Source organism: Kitasatospora sp. MBT63 (assembly GCF_000710465.2).
In the GTDB taxonomy this organism is placed as follows: Bacteria; Actinomycetota; Actinomycetes; order Streptomycetales; family Streptomycetaceae; genus Kitasatospora.
In genome coordinates, this window is sequence record NZ_JAIZ01000073.1 from 1 (window position 1) to 8,003 (window position 8,003).

Annotated in this window: 6 protein-coding genes and 1 pseudogene; 4 read left to right on the forward strand and 3 right to left on the reverse strand. The window is 75.1% G+C overall.

The genetic code is table 11. The features are described 5' to 3' along the window. Nucleotides 1–241 (forward strand): annotated as a pseudogene (locus AA75_RS05120) (hypothetical protein); the annotation flags it as partial. Nucleotides 242–323: 82 nt separating this feature from the next. Here the strand turns inward: AA75_RS05120 and AA75_RS05125 are convergent. Both AA75_RS05125 and nth read right to left on the reverse strand, forming a co-directional pair. Further along, nucleotides 324–1,028, reverse strand: coding sequence for a CoA pyrophosphatase (locus AA75_RS05125; protein ID WP_033818545.1), 705 nt, complete (start codon nt 1,026–1,028; stop codon nt 324–326). Then, entirely contained in the window at nt 1,025–1,930 is a 906-nt protein-coding gene (gene nth / locus AA75_RS05130; RefSeq protein ID WP_051811874.1) for an endonuclease III, read from the reverse strand. Before nth ends, AA75_RS05125 begins: the two co-directional genes overlap by 4 nt. A 334-nt stretch (nt 1,931–2,264) precedes the next feature. Between nth and AA75_RS05135 the strand changes: the two genes are divergently transcribed. Together AA75_RS05135 and AA75_RS05140 are read left to right on the forward strand one after the other, a co-directional pair. Next, complete coding sequence (locus tag AA75_RS05135) at nt 2,265–3,098, forward strand: ABC transporter ATP-binding protein (RefSeq protein WP_051811875.1); 834 nt, start codon at nt 2,265–2,267, stop codon at nt 3,096–3,098. Continuing rightward, on the forward strand, nt 3,095–5,647 hold the full coding sequence (locus AA75_RS05140; RefSeq protein ID WP_033818546.1) for an FtsX-like permease family protein: 2,553 nt from the start codon (nt 3,095–3,097) through the stop codon (nt 5,645–5,647). The genes AA75_RS05135 and AA75_RS05140 overlap by 4 nt, the downstream gene beginning before the upstream one ends. Nucleotides 5,648–5,701: 54 nt before the next feature. Here the strand turns inward: AA75_RS05140 and AA75_RS05145 are convergent, their stop codons facing one another. Then, a complete protein-coding gene (locus AA75_RS05145) occupies nt 5,702–6,565 on the reverse strand; it encodes a sulfurtransferase (RefSeq protein ID WP_051811876.1) in 864 nt (287 codons plus the stop codon). Nucleotides 6,566–7,163: 598 nt separating this feature from the next. Here AA75_RS05145 and AA75_RS05150 point away from each other — a divergent pair. Further along, entirely contained in the window at nt 7,164–7,838 is a 675-nt protein-coding gene (locus AA75_RS05150) for a Crp/Fnr family transcriptional regulator (protein WP_033818547.1), read from the forward strand. The last annotated feature ends 165 nt before the right edge of the window (nt 7,839–8,003 follow it).

The following is an 8,003-nucleotide window of genomic DNA, read 5'->3' on the forward strand; positions in this document are numbered from 1 at the left end:
GGGTGGGATCGGGGGCCCGGTCAAGGGGCCGGGGGCGGTGTCGGCGACCCGGCCGCTGCTGATGAGCGGCGGCGGGAAGGCCCTGCTGGTGCTGTTCCTGGTCGCCGGGGTGGCGTCGTCGGTGGTCAGCTCGGTCACCCGGGACTACAACTACGACGATGACAACGACCACGTCTACGGGACCGTGTCGGTCATCCGGCAGGTACCGAACACCCTCTACGCGCTGACCGGCGACCGGTAGCCGCCCCGGCGTCCGATCGACGGCCGGGTCCGGCGGGTCCCGCGCATGGGCGGGCCCGGCGGGCCGGGGAGCGGCGGACGGCTCAGCCGCGTTCGCCGCTCAGGCCGCGGGTGGCGAGGCCGAGTGCGTCGTCCGACAGTGCGATGGTCCGCGAGGTGTCCCACGGCAGTGCCAGGCCGCTGTAGTGCAGCACCCGGTCGATCACCCCGGCTGTGAACCCCCAGACCAGGCGCCCGGCCACATCGAAGACCGGCCCGGTGAAGCCCGAGGGGTGCCGGAGCCGGGCCCGGTTCGCGGGGTCGGTGAGCTCGGCCAGCGGTACCCGGAAGACCGCGCCGGTCTCGGCCAGGTCCACCGGTGCGACCGGGCTCTCCCGCCGCCACCAACCCAGCACCGGCGTCACCACGAAGTTGCTCACCGGGATGAACAGCGACGGCAGGGTCGCGAAGACCTGCACCCCGGACGGGTCGAGCCCGGTCTCCTCGGCCGCCTCCCGCAGCGCGGCCCGCACCGGCCCGGGACCGTCCGGGTCACCGTCCTCCGGGTCGAGCGCGCCGCCCGGGAACGAGGGCTGTCCCGCGTGCGACCGCAGCGAACGGGCCCGCTCGATCAGCAGCAGGTCCGGCCCGAGCGGCCCCTCGCCGAACAGCATCAGGACCGCCGACGGCCGCCCGCCCTCCGGCGGCGGCAGGAAGCGGCTCAGCTGCTCCGGCAGCACCCGCTCGGCCGCGGCCCGGACCGGCACCAGCCAGTCCGGCAGTCCGTCCGGATCGATCGCCCCCGTCATGCCACCCCGTCCGTTCCAACGATTTCGGTGTCCGCCGCGTCGGTGTCGGCGGTCGCCGTCCCGGTCCCGGTGCCGGCTGCGGGTGCGGCCCGGCCGGGGTAGTCGGCCGGCGGGCGCAGCCGCTGGCCCGGCTGGCCGCCCAGCTCGTACTTGAGCAGCTTGGCGGCCTTCTCCGGGTCCGTCTCACCCGTGCCGTACGAGGGGCAGAGCGGGGCGATGGGGCAGGCGCCGCAGGCCGGCTTGCGGGAGTGGCAGACCCGGCGGCCGTGGAAGACCACCCGGTGCGAGAGCATCGTCCACTCCGACTTGGGGAAGATCTCGGCGACCGCCGCCTCGACCTTCTCCGGGTCCTCGTCGGTGGTCCAGCCGAAACGGCGGGCCAGCCGGCCGAAGTGGGTGTCCACGGTGATGCCCGGGACGCCGAAGGCGTTGCCGAGCACCACGTTGGCGGTCTTGCGGCCGACACCCGGCAGGGTCACCAGGTCCGCGAGGCGCCCGGGGACCTCGCCGTCGAAGCGGTCCCGCAGCGCCGTCGACAGCCCGATCAGGGACTTCGCCTTGGCGCGGAAGAAACCGGTCGGCCGGATGATCTCCTCCAGCTTCTCCGGGTCCGCCGCCGCCATGTCCTCCGGGGTCGGGTAGGCCGCGAACAGCGCGGGCGTCGTCTGGTTCACCCGCAGGTCCGTGGTCTGCGCGGACAGCACGGTGGCCACCAGCAGCTCGAACGGCGACTCGAAGTCCAGCTCGGGGTGCGCGTACGGGTACAGCTCCGCCAGCGCCCGGTTGATCTTCCGGGCCCGCCGCACCATCGCCAGGTGCGACTCCGGCTTCCTGGGCTTCGCAGCCACCTTCACCGCCGGCGCGGCCGTCGCCGCGGCCTTCCGGACCTTGCTCTCTGCCATGCACGAAGGCTACGCCGAAGCAGCGGACGAACGGCGACGAATCAGGTGGAGCAGCCTCCGTCACCGCACAGGCGGCCGTCGGGCCGGGCCGACTCGTTCGCGGGTCGAGTTGAGTACCTGTACGGATACCGGTTGTCATCGACCTCGCTAGCTTCGGCGGTCACGTCACCGAGGAGATCCTGATGCCCCGTCAGCCACCCCGGGTCCGAGCTGACGCAGCACGCCCCCCGGCGGGGGTAAACCCCACCCCCGGGACGCCTGCGGCCACCATGGTCGTCCGACCTTGCGATTTCTAGCGTGGAGTACGTCATCCACCGTTGGAGGAAGGGTCCCCATGGCACTGCGGCGCGAACGCCCACGTACCGATCGTCCGCAGGCCGCGCACCCGGCCGTCGAGCTGCGTGCGGTGCGGCGGAGCTACGGGCGGGGGGATTCGGCGGTCCATGCGTTGCGCGGCATCGATCTGGCCCTGGGGCGCGGGAGTTTCACCGCGGTGATGGGTCCATCCGGGTCCGGGAAGAGCACGTTCCTGCAGTGCGCGGCGGGGCTGGACCGGCCCACCTCCGGTGAGGTGCTGCTGGGCGGGGAGGAGATCACCGCGCTGAGCGAGAACCGGTTGACCCGGCTGCGCCGCAGCCGGATCGGGTTCGTCTTCCAGTCGTTCAACCTGCTGCCCTCGCTCTCCGTGCAGCAGAACGTGCTGCTGCCGCAGCGGCTGGCCGGTGGCCGTCAGGACCGGCGGCTGGCCAAGGAGTTGCTGGCCCGGGTGGGCCTGGCGGAGCACGGTGGGCGCCGTCCCGGTCAGCTCTCCGGCGGGCAGCAGCAACGGGTGGCGATCGCCCGGGCGTTGATCACCCGGCCCGAGGTGGTCTTCGCGGACGAGCCGACCGGCGCGCTGGACACCCGTACCGCGCACGAGGTGCTCGGACTGCTGCGGCAGGCCGTGGACGAGATGGGTGCGACCGTGGTCATGGTCACCCACGATCCGGTGGCCGCCGCCCACGCGGACCGGGTGCTGTTCCTGGCCGACGGTGAACTCGCCGACGAGCTGCTGCGGCCCGATCCGCGGACCGTCGCCGACCGGATGGTCACGCTGACCGCCACCTCGGGATCCGGTCGGACGGGCTCCGGTCGGGCGGGCTCCGGCCAGGTCGGGGCAGCGGCATGACGAACGGACTCGCGCGGGCCTCCGTCCGTTTCCGGCCCGCCTCCTTCGCCGGCAGCTTCGTCGCCCTGTTCTTCGGCGCCGCGGTCATCATGGCCTGCGGGACGCTGCTGCAGACCGGCGTGCTCGCCCACATCGCGCCGGTGCGCTACACCGGCGCTCCGGTGCTCGTCGCCGCCTCACCAAACGCCGAGATCACCGTGGGCAGCGGCGAGGACCGGGACACCGAGCAGGCCGCGCTGCCCGAACGGGCCCGGGTCGACGCCGGGCTGGTGGCGAGGATCGCCGCCCGGCCGGGGGTCGCCTCGGCGGTGCCCGATACGGCCTTCCCCGTCCAGTCCGGGCCCGGCACCGCCCTGCCGCCGCTGACCGGCCGGGGCTTCGCCGCCACCGCGATCACCGGTCCGGCGGGCTCCACGCTCGTCCAGGGCCGTGCCCCCGGCGCCGGGGAGGTCGTCCTCGACGCCACCACCGCGCAGGCCGGGCAGCTGGCCGTGGGCGGCAGCGTGCACCTGGTCGCGCCCGGCGCGAGCGGCAGCTACCGGATCTCCGGGCTCGCGGCCGGCCAGGACGGCGGGCCCACCGCCTGGTTCGCCGACGACGCCGCCGCGCAGCTCTCGGGGCACCCCGGCAAGGTCGACGCCATCGCCGTCCGGCCACGCGAGGGCGTCAGCGCGACGGCACTCGCCCGGCAGGTCGAGCAGGCCGTCGGCGCCGACGCCGAGGTGCTGACCGGCGACGCCCGCGGCTCGGTCGAGCGGCCCGGGCTGGCCCAGGGCCGGGAGGTGCTGGTCGCGCTCGGCGGTTCCTTCGGCGGGATCGCCGCGATGACCGCCGTGTTCGTGGTGATGGGGACGGTCGCCCTCGCCACCGGGCAGCGCGCCAGGGAGTTCGCGCTGCTGCGCGCGGTCGGGGCGACGCCTCGTCAGATCCGGCGCACCATCGCCACCGAGGCCGCGCTGCTCGCCCCGGTCGCGGGTGCGCTCGGTGTGCTGCCGGGCCTGGCGCTGGCCCGCTGGTGGTTCGGCCAGCTGGTCTCGCGCGGCGCCGTACCCGCCGAGGTCTCGCTGAGCGTCGGGCCGGTGCCCGTCGCGGTGGCGGTCGGCACCACCCTGCTGGCGGCACTGGCGTCCGGCTACCTCGCCTCCCGCCGGCCCGCCCGGATGCGTCCGAGCCAGGCGCTCGGCGAGGCCGCGGTGGAACGGGCGCGGACCGGCCCGGTCCGTACCGTCCTCGGCCTCCTCGCGCTGGCGGGCGGCGTGGCGCTGGCCGCCGTCGCCGCCGGACTGAACGGCTCGGACGCGGCCAACACCGCGCTCGGCGTGGTGATGAGCTTCCTGCTCGCGGTCGCGCTGCTCGGCCCGCTGCTGGCCAGGCTCGCCACCGGCGTCCTCGGCCTGCCACTGCGGGCGGGCGGCGCCACCGGGTCGCTGGCCGCCGACAACACCCGCGCCAACGCCCGGCGGCTGGCCTCCGCGATCACCCCGATCGTGATGGTGACCGCCTTCTGCGGGACGCTGCTGTTCATCCAGAGCACCGTCGCGCACGTCACCGCCGCGCAGCTGCGCGCCGGCCTGGTCGCCGACCAGGTGATCGGTTCGAACGGCCCGGGCCTGCCGACCGGCACCGCCGGACAGATCGCCCGGCTGCCCGGCGTGGACGCGAGCATCGGCGTCCTGCGCAGCAGCGCCCTCTACCGCTCCGGGGACGTGCTGGTCTCAGCGACGGCGCTCGGCGTCTCGGGTGACCCGGCCGGGCTGCCCAAGGTGCTCGACCTCGGTGTCAGGGACGGCTCGCTGGCCGCGCTCGGCGCCTCCGCCGACACGGTGGCCCTTGACACGCACCTCGCCGACGACCTGGGGGTCAAGGTCGGCGACCGGGCCCCGCTGTGGCTGGGCGACGGCACCACGGTCCGCCCGACGGTCGTCGCGACCTACGAACGCGGCCTGGGCCTCGGCCAGTTGCTGCTGCCGCGGGCCGCGCTCACCGGCCATGTGACCGGCGGCTTCGACACCGAGGTCATGGTCTCCGCCGCGCCGGGTGCCGACCGGGCCGCGGTGGCCGGTGCGATCGCCGCCGCGGTGACGGAGTTCGGCCCGCCCGGGGTGACCGTCACCGATGCGGTCGGCTACACCACCCGGGCCGACCGGGACATGGAGATCAACTCCTGGGCGAACAACGTGATGGCCGGGGTCCTCGGCGGCTTCGCGGCGGTCGCCTCGGCCAACACCCTGGTGATGACAGCACTGGACCGGCGCCGCGAGGTCGGGCTGCTGCGGCTGGTCGGGACGACGCGCCGCCAGATCCTCGGCATGATGCGCTGGGAGGCGCTGCTGGTGGCGGTCGCCGGGCTGGTCCTGGGCGGCCTGATCGCCTGGATCACCCTGGTCCCGATCGCCCGCGGACTGACCGGCTCGGCCCCGTACGTGCCGCTCGGCACCGCCCTGCCGCTCGCGGCGGGCACGGTCGCCCTCAGCCTGCTGGCGACCGCCCTGCCCACCCGCGCGCTGCTGCGCACCTGCCCGGTGGAGGCGGGCGCGGCCCGGGCGTAGCGCCGGCCCCACCGGGCGGGTGCGGCGGGTGACGGGGCGGCGGCGGGCGGGTCGTCAGCCCTGCTCCACCGGAAGCGCGGAGGGCAGGCCCCACTCGCTCCACGAACCGTCGTAGACCGCGAGGTCGCGGTAGCCCGCCAGGTCGGCGCCGAGGGCGAGGACGCAGGCCGTGACACCCGAACCGCAGCTGAAAACCAGCCGTTCACGCCCGTCGGCCGCGGCGGCGAACATCGGGCGCAGCTCCTCGGCCGGGCGCATCCGGCCGTCCGTCTGGAGGTCGGTGAACGGCAGGTTCGCCGCGCCGGGCATGTGGCCGCCGCGCAGGCCCGGGCGGGGCTCGGCGGCCGCACCGGTGAACCGTTCACGGGAGCGGGCGTCGACAACCGCCGCGCCGTCGTCGGCGAGTGCCCGCAGGACCGCGGCACTGTCGACGATGAGTTCCGGGCGCGGGCTGGCAGTGAAGTCGCCTACGGGATAGGCCTGTTGTTCGGCGGCCCGGGGCACCACGGAGTGCCCGGCCGCGGTCCAGGCCGGCAGGCCGCCGTCCAGCACGGCGGCCCGGTCGAAGCCCATCGCGCGCAGCATCCACCAGGCCCGGGCGCTGGAGTAGACACCGGCACCGTCGTAGGCGACGACGGTGCTGCGGTCGTCGATCCCGAGCGCGCGCAGGTGCGCGGTGAGGTGGCCGGGCCCGGGCATGGTGTGCGGTACGGGGCTGGTGTGGTCGGACATCACGCCGTCGATGTCGAAGGCCAGCGCGCCGGGGATCCGCAGTTCGGCGTCGCGGTGGGCACCGACACCCGCGTCGAGGACCACCAGGTCGGGGTGGTCCAGGTGCTCGGCCAGCCAGTCGACGTCGACCAGGGGGCCCGGGACGGGCAGGGAACTCGGGGAACTCGGGGAACTCGGGGAACTCATCGTGCGGCCTCCTCGGTGGACGGGTTGGCGACCACATCCTCCCCCGCCTGACCGGTCGTCGGTCCGAGTGGGCCCGGCTCAGTGGCACGCCGGCGCGTACCCGTGAACGGCGCACGCGGTCGACGCGGGGACGTCCGCGGCCAGGCTCCGGAGCACCGGGGAGAGGCGACCGGGCAGCACACAGGTCGGCCCCGGCCGATGCCGTCGGTGGCGGCTGCCGGGAAACGACGGGCGATCTCGGGTACGGGCGGGTGCGGGCGGGTACGCACGACCGCGGCTGCCGGCGGCTCGGGCCCGGTCACGGGGGCCACCCGGAGCCGGTGGGCGCTGCGGTGGCTCCGGGCGGCGGATCCGGGTATCGGCTCCCCGGGAGGCCCGACGGCACCGGGCCGGGCCCGTGCGGCCCGTCCTCCGGCCCGCCGTGCAGGGCGGCCCGGCAGGCCGTCGGCGGGTGTCCGGCGGAGGTCCGGGCCGCACGGATGGGTACAAATGGCCCCGTACGGTGTCCAGCAGGTCACCCCCTCCTCATATGATCGGAGTGACATGCGTCATCCTTGGTGGTGAGTAGCACTGCCCAGACACCAGCAGGAGGAAGCTCGTGGACGACGTTCTGCGGCGCGCCGCGCTCTTTGCGGCTCTCGACGACGACCAGGCTGCCGAGCTGCGGGCTTCCATGACCGAGGTGACCCTCGCCCGCGGTGAGTCGCTGTTCCACGAGGGCGACCCGGGCGACCGGCTCTACGTCGTGGTCGAGGGCAAGGTGAAGCTGCACCGCGCATCGCCCGACGGCCGCGAGAACATGCTCGCCGTGCTCGGCCCCAGCGAGATGATCGGCGAGCTGTCGCTGTTCGACCCGGGCCCGCGCACCGCCACCGCCACCGCACTGACCGAGGTCAAGCTGCTCGGCCTCGGCCACGGCGACCTGCTGCCGCTGCTGCACGCCCGGCCCGAGGTCTCGATCGCGCTGCTGCGCGCCATCGCCCGTCGACTGCGCCGCACCAACGACGTGATGTCGGACCTGGTCTTCTCCGATGTCCCCGGCCGTGTCGCCAAGGCGCTGCTCGACCTCTCCCGCCGCTTCGGGGTGCCGTCCGACGAGGGCATCCACGTCGCGCACGACCTCACCCAGGAGGAACTCGCCCAGCTGGTCGGCGCCTCCCGCGAGACGGTCAACAAGGCGCTGGCCGACTTCGCGGGCCGCGGCTGGCTCAAGCTGGAGGCGCGCGCGGTGGTGCTGATGGACGTCGAGCGGCTGTCGCGCCGCTCGCGCTGACGCCGGCCGGCGCACCGGGAACGCCGGGCGCACCGCGCCGGGAACGCTGTACCTGCCGAGGGCCCGTGGGACGACTCCCGCGGGCCCTTCGGCGTTCCCGGTCGCCGGGCGACGCCGGGCGACGCCGAGCGGCGGCGGGCGGGCGCCCGGGCGGGGCGTCGGCCG